18 protein-coding genes are annotated in these 20,357 nt (G+C 67.3%); 12 read left to right on the forward strand and 6 right to left on the reverse strand.

What is annotated here, in order from left to right; genetic code table 11:
- Positions 1–16: 16 nt before the first annotated feature.
- From JHL17_RS03960 to JHL17_RS03970, 3 genes are all read right to left on the reverse strand, one after another.
- A complete protein-coding gene (locus tag JHL17_RS03960; RefSeq protein WP_247893293.1) occupies positions 17–1,135 on the reverse strand; it encodes an ABC transporter substrate-binding protein in 1,119 nt (372 codons plus the stop codon).
- Between the two features lie 62 nt (positions 1,136–1,197).
- Positions 1,198–2,223, reverse strand: coding sequence for an ABC transporter ATP-binding protein (locus tag JHL17_RS03965; RefSeq protein ID WP_200190754.1), 1,026 nt, complete (start codon positions 2,221–2,223; stop codon positions 1,198–1,200).
- On the reverse strand, positions 2,220–3,005 hold the full coding sequence (locus tag JHL17_RS03970) for an ABC transporter permease (protein ID WP_200190755.1): 786 nt from the start codon (positions 3,003–3,005) through the stop codon (positions 2,220–2,222). The genes JHL17_RS03965 and JHL17_RS03970 overlap by 4 nt, the downstream gene beginning before the upstream one ends.
- Before the next feature lie 237 nt (positions 3,006–3,242).
- Here JHL17_RS03970 and JHL17_RS03975 point away from each other — a divergent pair, with 237 nt between their 5' ends.
- From JHL17_RS03975 to JHL17_RS04000, 6 genes are all read left to right on the forward strand, one after another.
- Positions 3,243–4,049 carry a DeoR/GlpR family DNA-binding transcription regulator gene (locus tag JHL17_RS03975; RefSeq protein ID WP_200190756.1) on the forward strand — a complete coding sequence of 269 codons (807 nt, stop codon included), beginning with the start codon at positions 3,243–3,245 and terminating at the stop codon, positions 4,047–4,049.
- A 202-nt stretch (positions 4,050–4,251) separates the two neighbouring features.
- A complete protein-coding gene (locus JHL17_RS03980; protein ID WP_345773748.1) occupies positions 4,252–5,037 on the forward strand; it encodes a GNAT family N-acetyltransferase in 786 nt (261 codons plus the stop codon).
- A 20-nt stretch (positions 5,038–5,057) separates the two neighbouring features.
- On the forward strand, positions 5,058–6,164 hold the full coding sequence (locus tag JHL17_RS03985; RefSeq protein ID WP_200190757.1) for a M14 family metallopeptidase: 1,107 nt from the start codon (positions 5,058–5,060) through the stop codon (positions 6,162–6,164).
- A 369-nt stretch (positions 6,165–6,533) separates the two neighbouring features.
- Positions 6,534–7,571, forward strand: coding sequence for a putative 2-aminoethylphosphonate ABC transporter substrate-binding protein (locus JHL17_RS03990; protein WP_200190758.1), 1,038 nt, complete (start codon positions 6,534–6,536; stop codon positions 7,569–7,571).
- Between the two features lie 81 nt (positions 7,572–7,652).
- Positions 7,653–8,750, forward strand: coding sequence for a putative 2-aminoethylphosphonate ABC transporter ATP-binding protein (locus JHL17_RS03995; RefSeq protein ID WP_200190759.1), 1,098 nt, complete (start codon positions 7,653–7,655; stop codon positions 8,748–8,750).
- Complete coding sequence (locus JHL17_RS04000) at positions 8,747–10,471, forward strand: putative 2-aminoethylphosphonate ABC transporter permease subunit (RefSeq protein WP_200190760.1); 1,725 nt, start codon at positions 8,747–8,749, stop codon at positions 10,469–10,471. The genes JHL17_RS03995 and JHL17_RS04000 overlap by 4 nt, the downstream gene beginning before the upstream one ends.
- Here the strand turns inward: JHL17_RS04000 and JHL17_RS04005 are convergent.
- A complete protein-coding gene (locus tag JHL17_RS04005) occupies positions 10,389–11,381 on the reverse strand; it encodes a LysR substrate-binding domain-containing protein (protein WP_200190761.1) in 993 nt (330 codons plus the stop codon). The two genes, JHL17_RS04000 and JHL17_RS04005, sit on opposite strands and share 83 nt — an antisense overlap.
- A gap of 102 nt (positions 11,382–11,483) precedes the next feature.
- On the opposite strand from JHL17_RS04005, the gene JHL17_RS04010 reads away from it, so the two are divergent.
- The 6 genes from JHL17_RS04010 (at position 11,484) to JHL17_RS04035 (ending at position 18,506) form a co-directional block, all read left to right on the forward strand.
- Positions 11,484–12,602 (forward strand): 2-aminoethylphosphonate--pyruvate transaminase, encoded by a 1,119-nt coding sequence (locus JHL17_RS04010; RefSeq protein WP_200190762.1) that lies wholly within the window; start codon positions 11,484–11,486, stop codon positions 12,600–12,602.
- Between the two features lie 29 nt (positions 12,603–12,631).
- A complete protein-coding gene (gene phnX, locus JHL17_RS04015; protein WP_200190763.1) occupies positions 12,632–13,462 on the forward strand; it encodes a phosphonoacetaldehyde hydrolase in 831 nt (276 codons plus the stop codon).
- On the forward strand, positions 13,459–14,721 hold the full coding sequence (locus JHL17_RS04020; protein ID WP_345773749.1) for an NAD(P)/FAD-dependent oxidoreductase: 1,263 nt from the start codon (positions 13,459–13,461) through the stop codon (positions 14,719–14,721). The genes phnX and JHL17_RS04020 overlap by 4 nt, the downstream gene beginning before the upstream one ends.
- A gap of 27 nt (positions 14,722–14,748) precedes the next feature.
- On the forward strand, positions 14,749–16,116 hold the full coding sequence (locus tag JHL17_RS04025; RefSeq protein ID WP_200190764.1) for an aspartate aminotransferase family protein: 1,368 nt from the start codon (positions 14,749–14,751) through the stop codon (positions 16,114–16,116).
- A 133-nt stretch (positions 16,117–16,249) separates the two neighbouring features.
- Complete coding sequence (locus tag JHL17_RS04030) at positions 16,250–17,869, forward strand: inorganic phosphate transporter (protein ID WP_425599579.1); 1,620 nt, start codon at positions 16,250–16,252, stop codon at positions 17,867–17,869.
- 211 nt (positions 17,870–18,080) lie between these two features.
- On the forward strand, positions 18,081–18,506 hold the full coding sequence (locus tag JHL17_RS04035; protein ID WP_200190766.1) for a hypothetical protein: 426 nt from the start codon (positions 18,081–18,083) through the stop codon (positions 18,504–18,506).
- 120 nt (positions 18,507–18,626) lie between these two features.
- On the opposite strand, the gene JHL17_RS04040 is transcribed toward JHL17_RS04035, so the two are convergent.
- Together JHL17_RS04040 and JHL17_RS04045 are read right to left on the reverse strand one after the other, a co-directional pair.
- Positions 18,627–19,103 carry a CYTH domain-containing protein gene (locus JHL17_RS04040; RefSeq protein WP_200190767.1) on the reverse strand — a complete coding sequence of 159 codons (477 nt, stop codon included), beginning with the start codon at positions 19,101–19,103 and terminating at the stop codon, positions 18,627–18,629.
- Positions 19,104–19,498: 395 nt separating this feature from the next.
- Complete coding sequence (locus JHL17_RS04045; RefSeq protein WP_200190768.1) at positions 19,499–20,296, reverse strand: pyruvate kinase; 798 nt, start codon at positions 20,294–20,296, stop codon at positions 19,499–19,501.
- Positions 20,297–20,357: the final 61 nt, after the last annotated feature.

Raw genomic sequence — 20,357 nt, forward strand, 5'->3', positions numbered from 1 at the left:
CCGGGACGGGTGGCGGTCATTTGTCGAGAGCCGCCTTGGTCCAGCCGGCATCGACCGCCGCCTTGCGCGCCGCCGCCGCCTTGACGTCGAGGGGACGGACCTGCGGGGCCGGCGGCAGCTTCGCCGCGATGTCGGCCGGCAGGGCGACACCCGGCACCGACGGCCGGACATAGCCCTCGGCGAAGATCGCCTGGCCCTTGGCGCTCATGATGAAGTTCAGCCACAGCCTGCCGGCGTTCGGATTGGGGCCGTTCTTCACCAGGCTGATGCCATAGGGGGCGGCGGCCGATGCCTCGGCCGGGATGACGACGGAGACGGCGTCGCCGAGCCCGTCGGTGTGCTTGGCCTTCAGCCCATCGTTTTCGTAGGAGATCCAGATCGGAATCTCGCCCTTGACGAATTTGGCGTAGGGGGTGGTGCCCTCCACCCGCATCACGTTGCCGGATTTGTGCAGGCGGGCGAAATAGTCGAAGCCGGGCTGGAGATTGTCCATGTCGCCGCCATTGCCGAAATTGGCGGCGAAGCTGATCACCTGGCCGATGCCGGTGGAGCGCGGGTCGAGATAGACGACGCTGTTCTTGTATTCGGGCTTCAGCAGGTCGGCCCAGCTCTTCGGCACCTCCTTCACCAGTTTGGTGTTCACGACGAAGGCGACGGTCAGCGAATGGATGGTGAACCATTTGCCGTCGGGGTCGCGGAACACTTCGGGCAGCGTGTCGAAATTCACCGGCTTGAAGGGGGCGACGACATCCTTGGCCATGGCATCGAAGGCCGACGCCGCGAAATAATAGGCGGTGTCGGCCTGCGGGCGGTTGCGCGCCTTGTCCAGCGCCACCACCGTCGCGGCGGAGCCGAGATCGTTGTAGGTCATCTCGACACCGGGATAGCGCTTCTTGAAGGCGGCGAACTCCGCCGCCCAGTTGGCCCAGGTCGGGCCGGTGTCGAAGGAGACGACCAGCCCCTCCTTCAGGGCCTGCTCGTAGAGGGCGCGTTCGCCGTGATAGAGCTCGTCGCCGGCGGTGACCGCCTCGACGGCGGTGGCTTGGGTTTGGGCCAGCGCGGTGCCGGCGGCCGGCAGGGCGGCGGTCAGCAGGCCGGCCGCCGACAGGGCGGCCGCGGTGATCAGGCGTTTCATCAGGTCAGGCCTTTCCAGGGAAGCCGGCGGGAGGGGCCGGCGGGGAAGGGGGGAAATGCGGGTCAGGCGGGGAGGATGCGCAAACAGTCCGGCGGGATCTGAACCGAGCGGATGTCGCCGCGGGACAGGGTCTCGCCCAGGATCGTGCCGCCCGGCACCGCGAGGTCGTAGCGGCGCAGCGAACCGAGGAAGCGGTCGCGGACCAGCGTCCCGGTGAAGCGGTTGACGGCGCCGTCGGGCGGATCGGTGCGGACCGCCTCCGGACGCGCCAGCAGGGTGACGGCGGTTCCGATCGGGCGGCCTTCGGTGGTGCAGGCCAGCGGCCCGATGCTGGTCTCCACCAGATCCGGCCCGCAGACCGTGGCGTCGAACAGGTTGGCGTGGCCGACGAAGCCGGCGACGAAGCGGTCGGCCGGGCGATCGTACAGTTCCTGCGGGCTGGCGAGCTGGAGCAGGGCGCCGTCGCGCATCACCGCGACCTTGTCGGCGATGGACAGCGCCTCCTCCTGGTCGTGGGTGACATGCAGGGTGGCGATGCCATGTTCGCGCTGCACCGCGCGGATCTCGTCCCGCATCGCCGCGCGATGGGCGGCGTCCAACGCCGACAGCGGCTCGTCCAGCAGCAGGGCGCCGGGAGCGAAGACCAGGGCGCGGGCCAGCGCCACCCGCTGTTGCTGGCCGCCGGAGAGTTGGCGGGGGTGGCGGTCGGCCAGCCCCGACAGGCGGGTGCGCTCCAGCGCCTGACCGGCCCGGTTCAGCCGCTCCGCCCGGCCGATGCCGCGCAGCTTCAGTGGATAGGCGACATTCTCCAGCGCCGTCATGTGGGGGAACAGGGCGTAGTTCTGGAAGACGATGCCGAGATTGCGCAGCCGGGGCGGCACGCCGGTCATGTCGGTCCCGGCGATCCTAATCTGCCCGGCCGCCGGGCTGAGAAAGCCGGCGATCAGCTTCAGCAGGGTGGATTTGCCGCAGCCCGACGGTCCGATGACGGCGCAGAACTCGCCCGGCGCCACGTCGAGGCTGACGCCGTCGAGGCCCGCCCCGGCGGCGGGATAGCGGAAGGCGAGGGAATCGACGACGACGCTCATGACGGCGTCCCTTTCCTGGAGGGAAGCCCGCGCCCGGCCGAAGCCGAGGCGAGGGCGGACAGAACGGCCAGCAGTAGCAACAGCATGGTGCCGGCGCAGGCGAAGCCGGTGGCGCCGTAGAAGGCCTGGAGCAGCACCACCGGATAGGGGCGGGAGAGGAAGCCGGCGATCAGGTTGGACAGCTGGAATTCGCCGATCGACAGGGCGGCCACCATGATCAGGCCGGAGGACAGGCTCTGGCGCAGGCTTGGGATCACGATGCCCAACAACCGCTGGCGGAAGCCGGCACCCAGCGATTCCGCCGCCGTTTCCAGCGTGACGAGATCGAGATGACGCATGTCGGCCACCAGCGTCTGCATCAGGTAGGGCAGGGTCGAGACCACATGGCCGGAGACCAGCAGCCAACCGCTGCCGAGGAAGGGCAGGCTGTCCGATGAGAAGACCAGGATGAAGCCGAACCCCAGCACCAGCGGCGGCGCCGCCACCGGCAGCAGGAACAGCACGCGGGCGGCGGCGCGCACGCCCCGGCGCGAGGCGCCATAGATCGCGTAGGCGAGCGGAACGCCGATGAGCGCCGTGACGGCGCAGGTCGCGACGCAGACGGTCAGGCTGACGGTGAAGGCCCGGCGGAAGCTGGCGTCGGACCAGAGCTGCCCGTACCATCCGGCGGTCAGGCCGCTGGGCAACAGGCTGTTGGTCCAGGACTCCCCCACCGACCCGATGGCGAGCAGGGCGATGGGGGCGGTCAGATACAGCAGATAGAGGGCGGTGACGATTGGCATGAGGTGCCGGGTCTGTAAGTTTTCGATCACGATCTGATCGTTTTCTTACATAGCACGGCTCCATGATCCTTTTGTGACCGTCCGGCTGCATTTCCTGGACATTTCGACTGGTTGTCGGCGCTGGAGCGGGTGTGGGAAACCGTGGCGGGCGACGGCTCCCGCTTGTCAGCGGCGGGGGCTTGCTGTAAGAACCTGATCGTTTTCTTCCACAACCATCCGGCGTGGGGTTTGGGCGGCATGACGGCGCACGGGCAGGGGCACGACCCGGAACAGAGTCTTCCGCTGCGCCAGCGGGAAATCCTGGCGCTGATCCGCGACCGGGGTTTCGTGACGATCGAGGCGTTGGCCGATCATTTCGCGGTGTCCGACCAGACCATCCGGCGGGACATCATCCGGCTCGACGGCGTCGGTCTGCTCCAGCGCTTCCATGGCGGCGCCGGGGTGCGCGACCAGTCGGTCCGGCTCGGCTATGTCGAAAAGCAGGCCATCGCGCCGCAGGGCAAGGAACGGATCGCCGCCGCCGTCGCGGCGCTGGTGCCGGAGGGGGCGTCGGTCTTCCTCGATGTCGGCACGACGGTGGAGGCGGTGGCGCGCGCCTTGCGCGGCAAGCGGCGGCTGCATGTCTTCACCAACAGCCTGTCGGCGGGAAGCCTGCTGGCCGGCCGGCCCGGCATCGACGTGTTCGTCACCGGCGGCGTCGTGCATGGCGCCGATGGTTCGCTGGTCGGCGACGCGGTGATCGCGACGCTGGAGCGCTGCCGGCTGGATCTGGCGGTGATCGGCATTTCCGGTTTCGATGAGGACGGTGCGCCGATGGATTTCGACATGCAGAAGATCGGCATCAAGCGGGTCGCCATGGCTGCAGCGCGCCGGTCGGTGGCGGTCGCGGACGCCGGCAAATTCGCGCGTTCCGCCATCGTCCGCATCGCCTCGGCCAGCGACTTCGGGCTTCTGGTCACGGATTCGCCGCCGCCCGCCGCTCTGGGCCGCGCGTTCGAGAGGGCGCGTCTGGCCGTGCAGGTCGCCGACGGCGAGGAGCGGTAGCTGTCGTTGTAGCGGCCACCAGTCGAGCCGCCATCCGGTTTGCTGGCAACGGTGCCTTCACGGTTGTGTGTAACATGACCGTCGCCACCGCTTCATCATAGAGTCGCGCATCTCGGGCAGAACTATGAGGGAATAAACGGGAGGATGGCACTTGGCCTCGTGGACTCTGAACGTCGTGTCAGCCCCCATGGCGTCCCCAGCCGTGGCACGTTTCGAGGTGCGGCTGGCCACCAGCGCCCGAGAAATTGACGCCGCACAGGCCTTGCGCTACCGCGTGTTCCACGATGAACTCGGAGCCACGCTCGCGAGCGTGATCCCTGGCCGCGATGTGGACGCCTTTGACGCCGTCTGCGACCATCTCGTTATCCTCGACCATGCGCTGAACCATGAAATGGGGGGCGCGATCGTCGGAACTTACCGCCTTCTGCGGCGATCGGTGGCGGACCGGTGCGGCGGCTTCTATTCGGCCACCGAATTCGACATCGCTCCACTGTTCGATCATCCCGGCGAACTGCTGGAACTTGGGCGGTCCTGCGTCGACCCGGCTTATCGCAACGGAGCGACCATGCAGCTGCTGTGGCAGGGCATCGCCGCTTACATCCTGCAACATGACATCTCGTTGATGTTCGGCTGCGCCAGCCTGCCCGGCACGGACATCGATGCGCTTGCCCCCACGCTCGCCTATCTGCACCGCCATCATCTCGCGCCGCCGGCTCTCCGGACACGGGCCCTGCCGGACCGCCGCGTTGCGCTGGACCACTTTCCGGTGCCGGCAACGTCGGGAGAAACGGTGGTGAAGCAACTGGGCGCTCGTGCAGCCGTGGCCGGGCTTCCTCCACTGCTCAAAGGATACTTGCGGGTGGGTGGCTGCATTGGCGATGGCGCCGTGATCGACCAGGCGTTCAACACCACCGATGTTTGCCTCATCGTCCCAATGGATGACCTGTCGGGCAAGTACGCCAAGCATTTTCTGAACCGTACCCACTGATGCTCTCATCCAGAGGGCCAATGCGCGGGAAGCGGAACATCGACAGGATCCAGAGTTTCAGCACCGGCTATTCGGAAGCGCGGGCGAAGTTCCGGATGGCGGCGGACGCGGTTGAGGCCGACGTCGAGTGCTTGGCCAGTCCGATGCTCGGACCCGACGGCGAGGTTTTGTCGACCGACGTCGCCTGGATCGGACCACGTGAGGCAGAGCGTGTGCTGACCCTGATCTCCGGAGTCCACGGCGTGGAGGGGTATTGCGGCTCCGGTGCCCAAGTCGACTGGATGCGGAGCGGCGAAGCGGCGAGGATGCCGGAGGGCACGGCCGCGCTGCTCATTCATGCAGCCAACCCCCATGGCTTTGCCTGGACCCGCCGCGTGACCGAAGAGAACGTCGACCTCAACCGCAACTGGGTGGATTTCGAGACTCGTCTTCCGGAGAACCCGGACTACGAGATGCTGTGCGAGGCCTTGGTGCCCAGGACGTGGACGCCGAAATCGCGGGCGGCCAGCGCCAAAGTCTTCGGCGCGTACATCGGCGCACATGGGTTTCCCAGGTTCCAGGCCGTCGTTTCCGGCGGGCAATACACCGATCCTCGGGGATTGTTCTATGGTGGTCAGGAGCCAACCCGCGCAAGACGCACGCTGTCCGACATTCTCACCGGCCGCTTGTCCGCCGCCCGCCGCGTGGTGGTCATCGACTACCACACGGGACTGGGGGCGTGGGGTGTCGCCGAGGAGATCGTAAGCGAACGCCGCAACACCGCAGTCTTCACACGGGCAGCCCACTGGTTCGGCGCAGGCGTCACATCCAGCGTAGACGGCAGCTCCGTTTCGGCCGATCTGTCGGGCGATGGCTTGATCGGCATCCATCGCTTGCTGCCCCATGCGGAGGTGACAGCGATCGCGCTCGAATTTGGCGTCTGCGCTATTGAAGACACGTTCGACGCCTTGCGTGCGGATGCTTGGCTGCACCGGTATGGAGAGCCCATCTCGACACAGGGACAGCGCATCCGCACCAAAATGCTGGCTGCTTTCTACGACCAGTCCGCGGTTTGGAAAGGCATGGTTCTCGGTCAGTCAAGGTCCGTCATCCGGCGGGCTCTGGCGGGCCTTGATCAATCTGATTGAGCTCCTGAGTGCCTGTTTGCAGGCGTCACGCCCCGATGGCTCGGGGAGCGAGGCGCTTCAGGCGCAGCGAGATGAAGGCGATCCCGGCGTAAGTGGGAAAATTCTCCTTCGTCTACCCGACAATGCTGTTCAATCGCCGGTAGCGCGACAGCCAACCGGACGAGCGCTCTGCCGCACAGGCAATTCCGGTGGGGATGAACATACCGTCGCGGCTGCCGGCACGGGGAGGTTTTTTACCAACCCGGCGTCACCAAAGCTTAACGGGAGTGAACGGGCGCTTGGGCGTAGAGAGGCTTCCTGTACCGGAGCGGCGAATGGCCGCTCCGGGTCGCCACCAGACATCGCCCCATCGACTACGGGAGCTCCCTGATGATCCGCCGCACCACTCTGCCTGGGACTTGTGCGCTTGCGCTGCTGACCATTGTCGCGTCCGCCACGGGGGCTGGGGCCGCAACCCGCCTGACCGTCTACACCGCGCTGGAGAACGAACAGCTCACCCCCTACAAGAAGGCGTTCGAGGCCGACAATCCCGGCATCGAGATCGAGTGGGTGCGTGATTCCACCGGCGTCGTCACCGCCAAGCTTCTGGCCGAGAAGGACAACCCCAAGGCCGACGTGGTGTGGGGGCTCGCCGCCTCCAGTCTGATGATCCTCGATGCGCAGGGCATGCTGATGCCCTATCAGCCGAAGGGTGCGGAGGATCTCAAACCCAGCTTCCGTGACGCCAAGACCCCGCCGGCCTGGGTCGGCATGGACGCCTGGATGGCGGCGATCTGCTTCAACACGGTTGAGGCCGAGAAGAAGAAGCTGCCGAAGCCGACCTCCTGGGCCGACCTGCTGAAGCCGGAATACAAGGGCCAGATCGTCATGCCGAACCCGGCCTCTTCGGGCACCGGCTTCCTCGCCGTGTCCGGTTGGCTGCAGACCATGGGGGTGGACAAGGGCTGGTCCTATATGGACAGGCTGAACGACAACGTCGCGCTCTACACCCACTCGGGATCCAAGCCCTGCAAGATGGCGGCGGCCGGCGAATACCCCATCGGCATCTCCATCGAATACACCGGCGCCCAGCAGAAGACCAAGGGTGCGCCGATCGACGTGATCCTGGCCTCCGAAGGCGTGGGCTGGGAGATGGAGGCGACGGCCATCGTCAAGGGCACCCAAAAGGCCGAGGCCGCGAAGGCGCTCGCCGACTGGGCGGCCAGCCGCAAGGCCAACGAGCAGTATGTGAACTTCTATCAGGTCACCGCCCATCCCGGCGTGACCAAGGAGACGCCGAACTACCCGAAGAACGCGGAGGCGGCGATGAACAAGGCCAACGACTTCGTCTGGGCCGCGGCCAACCGCGACCGCATCCTGGCGGATTGGGAAAAGCGCTACGGCGCCAAGTCCGAACCGAAGAGCTGAGGTCGGCTGCAAGCCGACCGCAGGGGCGGGTGCCTGGACGCACCCGCCCGTCTTTCCGTTTCCTGCCAGGACAAATCGCCAATGACTACCCAGACAACTGCCGCGCCCCATCTCCGTCTGGACTCCATCGTCAAGACGTTCGGGACCTTCATCGCGCTGAAGGGCGTGTCGCTCGACATCCGGCGCGGCGAGTTCGTCTGTTTCCTCGGGCCGTCCGGCTGCGGCAAGACCACGCTGCTGCGGGTGATCGCCGGGCTCGACCCGCAGAGCGGCGGAACGGTGTGGCTGGGCGACCGCGACGTGTCGCGATTGCCGCCGTCGGCGCGCGATTACGGCATCGTCTTCCAATCCTATGCGCTGTTCCCGAACCTGACGGTGTACCGGAACGTTGCCTATGGCCTGAAGCTGGGCCGGGCCGCCGAACGGGCGCGGGTGGAGGAGCTGCTGGCGCTGGTCGGCCTTCCCGACGCCGGCCCGAAATATCCGGCCCAGCTGTCCGGCGGCCAACAGCAGCGGGTGGCGTTGGCCCGCGCGCTGGCGCCGTCCCCCGGCCTGCTTCTGCTGGACGAGCCATTGTCGGCGCTGGACGCGCGGGTGCGGCTGCATCTGCGCCGCCAGATCCGCGAGCTGCACCGCCGGCTGGGCATCACCACCATCATGGTCACCCACGACCAGGAGGAGGCGCTGACCATGGCCGACCGCATCGTGGTGATGAACAACGGGGTCATCGAGCAGGTTGGTGCCCCCGACGAGGTCTATCGCCGGCCGGCCAGCCCTTTCGTCGCCGATTTCGTCGGGGCGATGAATTTCCTGCCCGGCGTTCTGGGGGCGCCGGGACGGGTGAGGCTGGGCGAGCATGGCTTCGAGTGCGGCTTCGACAGCGCCGATGACCATCTGGCGTCCGCGCCCCCCGGTGCCGCCGTCACCGTCTGCCTGCGGCCGGAGGACGTGCAGGTGCGCGCGGCCGGCGGCGCCAACACGCTGGAGGCGGTGATCGAAAGCCTGGAATTCCTCGGTCCCTTCCACCGCGCCCGGCTGGCCGCCGACGGTCTGGGCGATGCCCGCGTCACCGCCGACCTGTCGGCCAATCTGGTGCGCGACCTGTCGCTGGAGTCCGGCCGCCGGCTGGCGGTGACCCTGCCGCGCGAGCGGCTGCGCGTGTTCGAGGCTGTGCGATGAGCATGCTGAAGGTGGCCGCACCGAAGCCTTCCTTCTTCACTGTTCGCCAATCCGGCCGGCCGGTCGATCCGGGCGAGCGCTGGCTGTTCGGGCTGGGGATGGGCGGGATCGCGCTGTTCCTGGCGCTGTTCGTCCTGCTGCCGCTCGGCACGCTATTCCTGCGCAGCGTCTATGACCGCGACGGCGCCTTCGTCGGGCTCGCCAACTTCGCCGCCTTTCTGGAGGCGCCGACGCTGGTGCGGTCGGTTGTCAACAGCCTGACGCTGTCGCTGCTGACCACGGCCGTCACGGTGACGCTGGCCTTCCTTTACGCTTTCTGCCTGACCCGCACCCACATGGCGGGCAAGGGGTTGTTCCGGCTGCTGGCGCAAATCCCGCTGCTGGCGCCGTCGCTGCTGCCGGCCATCGCGCTGGTCTATCTGTTCGGCAACAAGGGCATCCTGCGCGGCCTGCTGATGGGCGAGAGCATCTATGGTCCCATCGGCATCGTGATGGGCGAGGTCTTCTACGCCTTCCCTCATGCGGTGATGATCCTGACCGTGGCGCTGTCCACCTCCGATGCCCGGCTGTACGAGGCGGCAGAGGCGCTGGGGGCCGGTGCCTGGAAGCGCTTCGTCACCATCACCCTGCCGGGCGTGCGCTATGGCCTGATCTCCGCCATCTTCGTGGTGTTCACGCTGGTGGTCACCGATTTCGGTGTGCCCAAGGTGATCGGCGGCTCCACCAACATGCTGGCGACCGATGTCTACAAGCAGGTGGTGGGCCTGCAAAATTTCGGCATGGGGGCGGTGGTCGGCATCGTCTTGCTGCTGCCGGCGGTGCTGGCCTTCGTCGCCGACTGGTTCGGCCAGCGCCGGCAGATGGCGCAGCTGTCCGCCCGCTCGGTGCCGTTCCAGCCGCGGGTGAACCCGGTCGGCGACCGCTTGGCCGTCCTGTTCTGTGCGCTGGTCGGCGGTCTGCTGCTGGGGCTGCTGGGGGTGGCGGGCTTCGCCTCCATCGTTACCTTCTGGCCCTACAACCTGACGCCGACGCTGGCGAACTACGACTTCGCCGAATTCGATGCTGCGGGCTGGAGCAGCTATGCCAACAGCCTGACCCTGGCCTTCTGGACCGCGCTGACCGGTACAGTCATCGTCTTCGCCGGCGCCTGGCTGGTGGAGCGGGCGCCGGGGCGCGCGGCGATGAAGGGGGGCGTGCGGCTGCTGGCGATCCTGCCGCTGGCGGTGCCGGGCATGGTGCTGGGCTTGGCCTATATCTTCTTCTTCAACGCGCCGTGGAACCCGCTGGGCTGGCTCTATCACGGCATGGCGATCCTGGTTCTGGCCACGGTGGCGCATTTCTACACCGTCAGCCACCTGACCGCGGTCACCGCCCTGAAGCAGCTGGATGCCGAATTCGAAGCGGTGTCGGCCAGCTTGAAGGTGCCGGTCTGGTCCACCTTCCTGCGGGTGACGGTGCCGCTCTGCCTGCCGGCCATCCTCGACATCGCCATCTATTTCTTCGTCAATGCCATGACCACGGTGTCGGCGGTGGTCTTCCTCTATGCCCCCGAAACCAAGCCGGCCTCGGTCGCCGTGCTGAACATGGACGATGCCGGCGAGGTGGCGGGGGCCGCCGCCATGGCGATGATGATCGTCCTCACCTCCGCCGCGGTGCGGGCGCTGCATGCCCTGCTGTCGCGGGCATTGCAGGCGCGGACCCAGGCATGGCGGCGGCACTGAGGCCCGACAGGGGGCTGCCGGCCTCGGCCGCCACCTCCCGCGCCAGATCCAGAAACGCCCGCACCACCGCCAGCCGGCGGCGTTCGCGCAGGCAGACCACATACTCGTCCATCTCGATCTCGGCCCCGGGCCCGACACCGGCGATGGGAAGCAGAACCAGACGCCCGTCGCCGGTGAATTCCGCCGCCGAGGTGAAGCCGATCCCCAGCCCGGCCGCAACCGCCTCCACCACCGCCTCGCGGCTTTGAATTTCGATGATGGCGGCCGGCGTGACCTCCGCCGCCGCCAGCGCCCGCTCGACCAGCCGGCGGGTCATCGATCCCGGCTCGCGCAGCACCAACCGCTCCGCCACCAGATCGCCCAGCGCCAGCGCCCGGCGCCGCGCCAGCTGATGCGTCTTCGGCAGCAGTGCCCGCACCGGATCGCGCCGCAGCGGCAGCACATAGAGCCGCGAGTCCCCCGGCACGTCGGCCAGCACGGCCACGTCGATGCGCGTCTCCATCAGCCCTTCCAGCATGGTCCGCGAGTTGCCGACCGCCAGCGTCACCGTCGGCCCCGGATGAGCACGGGTGAAGCGGGCGATCAGCGGCACGGCGTGGAACGGCCCGTCGGCCCCGACCGCCAGCGTCCCACCATCCAGATGCCGCACCCCGGCCAGCAGTTCCATCGCCTCCTGCTCCGCCGCGAACAAGCGGCGGGTGACGGCGAACAGCGCCGTGCCGACCTCGGTCAGCGTCACCTGACGGTTGCCGCGGTCGAACAGGGTGACGCCGTAGGTCTCCTCAAGCGCCTTCACCTCCTGCGAGCAGGTCGGCTGCGTCACGTTCAGCAGCCGTGCCGCCTTGGTGAATCCCCCTTCCGTTGCCACCGCATGAAAGGCGCGGAGCTGGGCGAAATTCATTGATTTCATCTATGGACCCATAGGTCGAATGGATTGGATTTATGATAGGCGAATCCGCGTCATGGGGCCATTCCGACCGTCACGCCTTTCCCTTTCCTGCGGAATTCCCCCATGTCCGACACCGTGCCCTACTTGTTGACCCCGGGTCCATTGACCACCTCCGCCACCGTCAAGCAGGCGATGCTGCGCGACTGGGGATCGCGCGACGGCCGTTTCATCGCGCTGAATGCCGCCATTCGCGACCGGCTGGTGCGGCTGGCCGGCGGCAGCGCCGACAGCCATGTCGCGGTGCCGGTCCAGGGTTCCGGCACTTTCGCGGTGGAGGCGATGATCGGCACGCTGGTGCCGCGCGCCGGCCGGCTGCTGGTGCTGGTCAACGGCGCCTACGGCACCCGCATGGTCCGCATCGCCAAGGTGGCCGGCCGGTCCGTCACCGCGCTGGAAACGGCGGAGGATCTGCCGGTGTCGCCGACCGCGCTGGCCGAGGCGCTCGATGCCGATCCCGCGATCACCCATGTTGCCGTCGTCCACTGCGAAACCACCTCCGGCATCCTCAACCCGATCGAGGCGGTTGCCGAAGTCACCCGGTCCCGTGGCCGGTCCCTGCTGGTCGACGCCATGAGCGCTTTCGGGGCGCTTCCCTTCGACATGGCGGCGCTGGGGGCCGTCGCGGTCGCCGCATCCTCCAACAAGTGCCTGGAGGGCGTGCCGGGCATGGGCTTCGTCATCGCCCGCCGCGATGCGCTGGAGGCCGCCAAGGGCAATGCGCACTCGCTGTCGCTCGACCTGCACGACCAGTGGCGCGGCTTCGAGGCGAACGCCCAGTGGCGCTTCACCCCGCCGACCCATGTGGTCGCCGCCTTCGCCCAGGCACTGGACGAGCATGAGGCCGAAGGCGGCGTCGGGGGACGCGGCGCCCGCTATCGCGCCAATGCCGCCATCCTGATCGACGGCATGCGGGCGCTGGGGTTCGAAACGCTGCTGCCCGACCATCTGCAAGCCCCGATCATCGTCACCTTCCGCATGCCGGCCGACCCGGTCTTCGTCTTCGCCGACTTCTATGACCGGCTGCGCGAGCGCGGCTTCGTGATCTATCCCGGCAAGCTGACGGTGTCCGACAGCTTCCGCATCGGCTGCATCGGCCGGCTTGGCGCGGCGGAGATGACCGCCGCCATCGCCGCCATCCGCAACACCCTGTCCGAGATGGGCGTCGCCTCCGGCGCTCCCTGACCGCTTCTTCCGTTCGAAAGTCCGATCCGATGAGCTTCGTCTATTCGCGCCGCTACACCGGCCCGCTCCTGGCCGTCATCCTCGACTGGGCCGGGACCACGGTCGATCATGGCTGCCTCGCCCCGGCTGGCGCCTTCATGGAAGCCTTCCGCCGCTCTGGCGTTTCGATCACGCTGGATCAGGCGCGCGGTCCGATGGGCATGGCCAAATGGCACCACATCCAGGCGATCACCCGGATGGGGCCAGTGGCCGAGGCCTGGATCGCCGTCCATGGCGCCGCCCCGACCGACGCCGATGTCGACCGGCTCTATGAGACCTTCCTGCCGCTTCAGGTGGAGGTGGTGGCGCAGCATTCCGACCTGATCCCCGGTGCGGCGGAGACGGTCGCCGCCATGCGGGCGCGCGGGCTGAAGATCGGCTCGACCACCGGCTATCCGCGTCCGGTGATGGATGTGGTGCAGCGGGTGGCGGCGGCGCAGGGCTATACGCCCGACATCACGGTCTGCGCCGGCGAAACCCCTGCCGGCCGCCCCGGTCCCGCGATGGCTCTGCGCTGCGTCGTCGAACTGTCCATCTCGCCGGTGGAGGCCTGCGTCAAGATCGGCGACACCGTGGTCGATGTCGAAGAGGGGCTGAACGCCGGCATGTGGACCATCGCGGTCGCCGACACCGGCAACGAGGTCGGACTGCCGCTTGCCGACTGGCAGGCGCTGGCGCCGGACCGGCGCGATGCGCTGCATGCCGCGGCATCCGACCGGCTCGCCAGGGCCGGCGCCCATTACGTGGTGCGGTCGCTGGCCGAGGCGCTGCCGCTGCTCGATGCCATCGAGGCCCGGCTGGCGCGCGGCGAGAAGCCGTGAGCACGGCCCCGGCCGCCATCGACAGGGCACCCATGGATAGGGCCGACATCGTCGTGGTCGGCGCCGGCATCCTGGGGCTGGCCGTCGCCTGGGCGCTGGGGCAGGCGTTGGGACCCGGCGGCGGCCGGTCGGTTCTTGTGGTCGACCGCCACCCGCCCTCGACCCAGGCCACGGCACGGGCCGCCGCTCTGCTGACACGCGCCCGCGGCGATGCGGCAACGGCGGCGCTGGTGCGAGATACCTATGCCGCCATCGCGAGCCTGGAACAGGAGTTGGACGAGGATCTCGGCCTGCGGCAGGTCGGCACCCTGCATGTTGCCGCAAGTCCGGCGCGTGTCGAGGCGATGCGTGCCCTGGCCGCCGACAGCGGCGATCCGATCGAATGGCTGGATGGGGAGGGGGTCGCACGCCTCGCTCCTTGCCTGTCGGCGGAGACCGTCGGGCGTGCCGCCTTCATGCCGATGGACGGCTTCATCGACCCGGTCCGGCTGGCCGACGCCTATCGCCGCTCCGCCCGCCGCGCCGGTGTCCGGATTGGGGCCGGCCTGTCCGTGCAGTCGATCCGGCTGGACCGTGGCCGCGTCGCCGGGCTGCAGACCGACTGGGGCTTCATCGCCGCGCCCGTCGTGGTGAATGCCGCCGGAGCCTGGGCGGCGGGACTGGCCTGGACCGCCAGGGTCGGGCTGCCGCAGGCGCCGGTGCGCAGCCAATATTGGATCACCGAACCGCGCCCCGACCTGTTCCCTCGCGACCTGCCGGTGCTGGTCATGCCCGATGCCGGCGCCTATGCCCGGCCGGAACTGGGCGCGCTGCTGTTCGGGCTGCGCGGTCGCCGGTCGCTGGCGCTCGATCCGGCGCTGCTTCCTGCCGACACCGCCGGGCTCGATCTCCGCGATTCCGACGGCGGCCTGGAAACGCTGGAGGGTGGCTGGCAGGCGTTGGCGCGGCTCTGTCCGCCGCTGCTCCAGGCCGGGATCGCCCATTATGTCTCCGGCCTGTCCACCTACACCGCCGACGGCCACTTCGTGCTGGGGCCGGTCGATGAGGTGGAGGGGCTGTTCATGGCGACCGGCTGCTGCGGCGCCGGTATCGCAGCGTCGGGTGGTATCGGCCGGGCGGTGGCGGCAGCCGTGCTTGGCCGGCCGGGACCGGTGCATCTCGCTCCCTTCGCACCCGGCCGGCTCGGCCCGGTCGATCCCTTTTCCCAGGCACTGCGCGACGCCTGCGCCGCCGCACGGTCCGGCAAGACCGCCGGCTGACGGGCCGACCAACCGAAAGACGACACGATGCAGCCCGACCGTTCCGAAGGCGACGTCAATCTCGGGCCACGGCGGGCACGCTGGATGGCGGACGCGCTCGGCCCCAAATCACGGGTGCTCGTGGACCGTGATGCCGGTGCCTTTCTGAGGCAGTCCCTGTCCACCCCCTGCCTGTCGGCGATCCGCCGGGCCGAGGGCATCTGGATCGAGGACATGGACGGCCGCCGCTTCATGGATTTCCATGGAAACAGCGTGCATCACATCGGTTACGCCCACCCGCGGCTGGTGGCGGCGCTGAAGGCGCAGATGGACGAGTTGTCCTTCGCCCCGCGCCGCTTCGCCTGCGAACCGGCGGCGGAGTTGGCGGAGCGGCTGGCCGCAATCGCTCCGACCGGCCCCGGCAGCCGCGTGCTGTTCGCGCCCGGCGGGTCGGAAGGGATCGAGATCGCGCTGAAGCTGGCCCGCGTCGCCACCGGCCGATTCAAGACGGTCTCCTTCTGGGATGCCTTCCACGGCGCCGGCTTCGGGGCGTCCGGGGTCGGCGGCGAGGCTCTGTTCCGCTCGCACGGGATCGGGCCGCTGCTGGCGGGGACCGAACATGTGGCGCCCTTCGCCTGCTCCCGCTGTCCCTACGGCTTCGACCCCGCCCCCGGCGGCGGTCCCGACCTTGATGCTTGCCGGATGACCTGCGCGCGGATGCTGCGCTACGTGCTGGAAAAGGAGGGGGACGTGGCAGCCGTGGTGGCGGAGCCGGTGCGCGCTGTTCCCTATGTGCCGCCTCCCGGCTTCTGGGCGGAGGTGCGACGGGCCTGCGACGCGGCCGGCGCCCTGCTGATTTTCGACGAGATCCCGACCGGCCTCGGCAAGACTGGCAACCTGTTCAGCCATGAGCCGTTCGGCGCGCGGCCGGACATCCTGGTGCTCGGCAAGGCGCTGGGCGGCGCCATGCTGCCGCTGGCCGCAGTGGTCGCCCGCCCCGGGCTGGACGTTGCCGCCGATCGCGCGCTCGGCCACTACACCCACGAGAAGAACCCGCTGCTCGCCCGTGCCGGCCTGACCACCCTGGACATCATCCGGGACGAGGGATTGGCGGACCGCGCCGCGACATTGGGCGCCCATGCGGTGGATCGCCTGCGCGAGCTGACAGCGGCCCTGCCGGGCATCGCCGGCATCCGGGGCGCCGGGCTGCTGATCGGGGTGGAACTGGCTGACCACGACGACCGCAGCGGTACCGATCGGGCGGAGGCGGCCTTCTACGCGGCACTCGCCGCCGGGGTCAGTCTAAAGATATCGCAGGGAACGGTTCTGACCCTGTCGCCACCTCTGACGATTGCCGAAGCCGATCTGGAGCAGGCACTGGCAATCGTCGCCCGGGCGATCGCGACAACGGCATGATGACGCTTTCATGAATTTTCAAGAGCTTAAGCAACTATCCCATCGCGATGGTGGTTGTTCGACCGGCCGCTTCGGACCGGATTTTGGCTGATGCTGGCCGCCCCTGGCGTCAGACAACCAAATGAGGCTGACCGTGACGGACACTACACTGCCTCCCGGCGTGCCTTCGTCGCACCGCCCTGATCTGCACAAGAAGCCGCACTCCGCGCTGCCTGTGGCGTTCCTCCTCGTGCTGGCCGCCGGTCTCGGTTATGCGGTCCATGGCTTTGTCACCGACCTGCAGCGGGTCGACCAGCCGCCGTTGGCGATCGGCGCGTTCCTGCTCCTCGGCCTGGCGCTGCTGATCGCGTTGGGCTTCGAATTCGTCAACGGCTTCCACGACACCGCCAATGCCGTCGCAACGGTCATCTACACCCACAGCATGCCGCCGGTGCTGGCGGTGCTGTGGTCGGGCGCCTTCAACTTCCTGGGCGTGCTGCTGTCATCGGGAGCGGTGGCCTACAGCGTCATCACCCTGCTGCCGGTGGAACTGATCCTTCAGGTCGGCAGCAGCGCCGGCTACGCCATGATCTTCGCCCTGCTGATCGCCGCCATCCTCTGGAATCTGGGTACCTGGGCGCTCGGGCTGCCCAACAGCTCGTCGCATGCCCTGATCGGCTCGGTCATCGGTGTCGGCCTCGCCAACCAGCTGATGGCACCGGACGGGCAGGCGACTTCGGGCGTGGAGTGGGGGCAGGCCTTCGGCGTGCTGCAGGCCCTGCTGTTCAGCCCGGTGATGGGCTTTGTCCTCGCCGCAGTGCTGCTGCTGGTGCTGAAGCGCGCGGTGCGCAACCGGCGTCTGTTCGAGCCGGCCGATCCCAGCCACCCGCCGCCACTGTGGATCCGCGGGCTGCTGATCCTGACCTGCACCGCCGTGTCCTTCGCCCATGGCGGCAATGACGGGCAAAAGGGCATGGGGCTGATCATGCTGATCCTGATCGGCGCGGTGCCCACCGCCTATGCGCTGAACCGCACGATGCCCGACAGCACCACTCCGGCCTTCCTGGAGACCACCCACCGGGCCGAAGCGGTTCTGCACGCGCATGCCGACGGGCGGCAGCCGACGTCGGCGGAGGAGGCGAGGCGGATGGTCGGCGACGCCCTGCGGACCAAGGAGTTGAACCGGCCGGAGGTCTATGGCGCGTTGGCCGTGCTATCCGCCGACATCGCGCAGGGCGTGCAGAGCTATGGCGCCATCAAGCATGTGCCGGCCGAAGCGACGTCCAACATGCGCAACGACATGTATCTGGCCGCCGATGCCGTCCGCCTGCTACCGAAGGCCGGCGCCAGCCTGCCCGACGAAGAGGCCAAGACGCTGAAATCCTATCAGGAGGCGCTGAACGCCGGCACCCGGTTCATTCCGGACTGGGTGAAGTTCTCGGTGGCGGTGGCGCTCGGGCTCGGCACGATGGTCGGCTGGCGCCGCATCGTCGTCACCGTCGGCGAGCGGATCGGCAAGCAGCATCTGGCCTATGCCCAGGGCGCCTCGGCGGAGATCGTCGCCGCCGGCACCATCGGGTTGGCGGAGATCTATGGCCTGCCGGTGTCGACCACCCACATCCTGTCGAGCGGCGTTGCCGGCACCATGGCGGCGAACGGCTCCGGCCTGCAATGGAGCACCGTACGCAACATGGCGATGGCCTGGGTGCTGACGTTGCCGGCAGCCACAACCTTGGCCGGCATGCTGTACTACCTCCTCCGCCACTTGTTCTGAGCCTTGCATGCCGAACGACGGGGATGTGTTTCATCCAACTGTGATCGTGTCCCGGGGATCATGAATGCCGATCTGCACCCGATGAAACGAATCAAAAAATGAACGAAATCAACGCTATGCCAGTGGGTGGCGTGATCATCACTTACCGACTTCAGGAACTCTGCTGCAGAGAGTATGGTTTCCAAATCATGACAGATTTGGGAGGGGCGGCATGACCAAGGCTAAAAAGGCAAAGCTCAAGCTTCCTAAGAAGATCGCTGGCATCAAAATTCCCAAGCAGCTCAGAAAGCCCAGCGGATCGCTACTGGCGTTCCTGGAGACCGCCGAAGGACGCGAGATTGCCGCCGGGGCGCTGGTGGCGATTGCAGGAGCCCTGACTGGTGGTGGCCGGATTAAGAAGGCAGCCGCCGAAGCCGGCCATCAAGCATCTCAGGCCGGATCAACAGGCGGTACGATTGCGCGAGACGTTGTCGAAGCCGCCGTCGGCGCAATCGCTGACGCTGCTGAGCGTGGACTTTCGCCGCTGGCCGGAGGACAGAAGGAGGAGGGGCCAAGTAGAGGTCGCAAAGGTGCATTGGCGACGACGTCGCTGACGTCACCGATGGACAAGCCGGGTCCGGATCAGAAGAGACACTGAGAACAGGCGTGAAATGTCCGCGTAGGATTTGGTAGCACCCAACTTTGCATGACTGTAGATCACCCATGCTCTTGATGTCGCTCGCGGTGAACGCTGAAAGCTGTCCTCTGCAGCACCGGGCTACGCGCGCTTGCGCCATACGGCAATGGGGTGACGGGACAGCGCCGAGTTGCTATAGCTCGGATCGTCCGTCACCTCATCGCCGATCCAACCGGGAAGCGGAAACTCCTCCGACGCGTGGCTCAGTTCGATTTCGGCGATCACCAGTCCGGAATTGACGCCATGGAAAACATCGACTTCCCAGCAGAAGCCATGGTGATCGACCTCATAACGCGTCTTTTCAATGAGGTCGCCGAGCCGTTGCTCGCGCAGAAGCAACAAAGCGAGATCCAATCCGATTTCCTGCTCGACCTCGGTGCGACTGTATCCGGTTTTGGGTCCTTTGCTGGTCAAGTATGCCTTGCCACGAACGATGCGCACACGGGTGGTGCAGCCGTGCGGCGACGGCAGATAGCCCTGGATGATGCGGCCACCCCTTTTCAGGTGCGCTGAGACAAGTCGATTGACGAGAAAACGTCGTTCAATCTCTTGAGGCATGGCAGTCGCCAGTTATCGTGCTTGGCCGGACGAACCTTATCACCGGAGATAGGATACGCAAGCGTGGACGTCGTACTCCCAGAAGGTTTTGCTCTGCAAACCGTACCTTGGCAATTAAAGCCAGTAGTGAGGCTGGACGGTGTCCTGATTGGTAGAACACCGTCGATGTCCGAAGCCAATGTGCAATCGGCTCCATCTGTGCGATGACGCTCTCACGCGTCAATCCGTCTCGCTGAAGCACGGCCTGCGTCACCGGATCGTCCAGGAGCGCAGCAACGCGACAGCGCCACATCTGCGGTTGCAGGTGGCTCATGGCTCTACTCTTCTGTTGATGCTGATGCCGTCCATCTTATAGGCAGAATGTGACGCTTCCAACCGAGGCGCCCAGATGCTCTTTACCAGCTGTTCAGGCGGCGCAGTTTTGGCGTCTTTTTCGATTGGTTCTGGGTCATCCTGACCAACAGCCGGTCAAGCATGGCGACGGCATCGGCGACATAAGGTCCCTTGTTCAGCATCACGCATTCGGCCCGGGCCGACTTGGCGGCATCCGTCATGTCGCCGCGCGTCGGTATGCCCTTCTTGACCAAACTCTCCAGAACCTGCGTCGCCCAGATCACCGGCACATGGGCCGCTTCGCACAGCCATAGGATTTCCTCCTGCATCTCTGCAAGCCGCTCGAACCCGATCTCGACGGCGAGATCCCCGCGGGCGATCATGACGCCGAAGGGTTGGTGTCTTGCCGCCTGCACGATGATTTCCGGGAGATTCCTGACGGCGACGGGTGTCTCGATCTTGGCGATCAGGCCGATCCGGGACCAATCGGCCGGGCGGCGCTTCGCCAGTTCCTCCTGGAGCAGGCGGACGTCCGCCGCACTCTGGACGAAGGAATAGCCGATCAGGTCGGCGTGCTGGGCGACGAAGTCGAGGCTGTGCCGGTCTTCGTCGGTGAGAGCCAGTAAGCCCAACTCCGTCATTGGGACATTCAACCCCTTCTCCGGCTTCAGCTTGAACCCTTTCGGGCCGGTATGTCGAACGCGGACGACGGCGCCTTCCGGGACGCGTCGCTCGACGGTCCCGCTCAGCTTGCCGTCATCCAGGAAGACGGGATCGCCCTCGGCCAACCGCTCGACGATGCCTGGAGGCTCGCAGGTCGCCTGGACGGGAAAACGGTCCAGCGCCGCGAAGGGCCCCACCGCTAGAGGCTGTTAGGGACTCGGGGTAGCCGCACGCGGTGTGGTTGCCCAGATATTGGAG

It is taken from the genome of Azospirillum endophyticum (genome assembly GCF_016595245.1).
In the GTDB taxonomy this organism is placed as follows: Bacteria; Pseudomonadota; Alphaproteobacteria; order Azospirillales; family Azospirillaceae; genus Azospirillum; species Azospirillum endophyticum.